The organism is Paracraurococcus lichenis (assembly GCF_030657435.1).
Classification (GTDB): domain Bacteria; phylum Pseudomonadota; class Alphaproteobacteria; order Acetobacterales; family Acetobacteraceae; genus Paracraurococcus; species Paracraurococcus lichenis.
This window is the reverse complement of the sequence record NZ_JAUTWS010000324.1, coordinates 1-1,197: the sequence shown is the minus strand read 5'-3', so window position 1 is coordinate 1,197 and position 1,197 is coordinate 1. Positions and strand designations below refer to the sequence as shown.

Annotated in this window: 1 protein-coding gene; it reads left to right on the top strand. The window is 68.8% G+C overall.

Features of this window, described 5'->3' with window-relative positions; translation table 11 throughout:
- The coding region (locus tag Q7A36_RS39995; RefSeq protein WP_305109357.1) for an ISKra4 family transposase at positions 1–1,197 on the top strand (1,197 nt) is incomplete at both ends.

The window sequence follows — 1,197 nt, the reverse complement described above, 5'->3', positions numbered from 1 at the left end:
AGCCGGCCGGTGGCGGAATGCTCGCTCGCGAACCTCGGCCTCGCGCTGGCCGAGGCGAAGGCGCTCCTGGCCAAGCTGCAGGGGATCCTGGTGCCGAGCCAGGCGGCGGAATACGCGGCCTGCCACTGCATCTGCCCGCACTGCCGGATGCCGCAGCCGCTCAAGGAGCGGCGTACGCGTCGCGTGCAAACCCTGTTCGGCACGGTCGAGGTGGAGACGCCACGCTTCCGGGTCTGCCGCTGTCGCCCGATGGCACCGATCGCGGCAGCGGTGCCTTCGCCGGTCTGCGCCCTGTTGACCGCCCGCGGCACGCCGGAGCTGGCGCGGGTGCAGGCGGAACTTGGGGCCCGCACCTCGTTCCGGGAAGCTGCCCGGATCCTTGAGACCTTGCTGCCGGCCTCACCGACGAGCCATGAGAGCGTGCGCACCCGCGCCCATGCCGCCGCCCTGCAGCTCGAGGCGGCTGATCGCCAAACCGCGGCGGTGGTTGTGGTCGGAGACACGACCGCAGCGGACGCGAGCCGGCCGATTGTCATGCTCGACGGTGCCTATGTGCGCGCGGTGCCGGGTCAGCAGGTGCGGAACTTCGAGGTAATCTGCGGCAAGGTGGAGCGAGAGGGCCACGGCAGTCGCCGCTTTGGCCTGGTACGGAGTGTGGCCGAGCAGCCCCATGTCCTGCTGCGTGCGGCGTTGCTCGATCAGGACTGGCGGGAGGGCAGCCCGGTGGTCGCAATCAGCGACGGTGACCCGAGCCTGCCTGCGCTGGTCCGCGCGGCGGCGAAGGCGCCTGTCGAGCCCATTCTCGACTGGTTCCACCTCTCGATGCGCGTGCGCCATGTCGAACAGGTGCTGAACGGCTTCTACGCCATGGCGCCGAAGTGCCAGCGTCCCATCGACTGTGCGCATGCAGAGGTCATGCGCTTGCGACACCTGCTATGGAATGGCCGCCACGACGACGCACACGGGCTCCTCGGCGATGTTGTCGAGGTCGCTGGCACCATTGGCCTGCTGAACGGTCCCGGGTTCGAGCCCAAGGTGGCACGCCTCGTCGAGCTTTGCACAGAGCTGCGTGGCTATCTCGAGAACAACAAAGACGGGCTGATCGACTATGGCCAGCGCTACCGGGCTGGCGAGCCGATCTCGACCTCACGGGCCGAGGGCACGGTCAACCAGCTGGTCAATGCGCGCATGAACAAG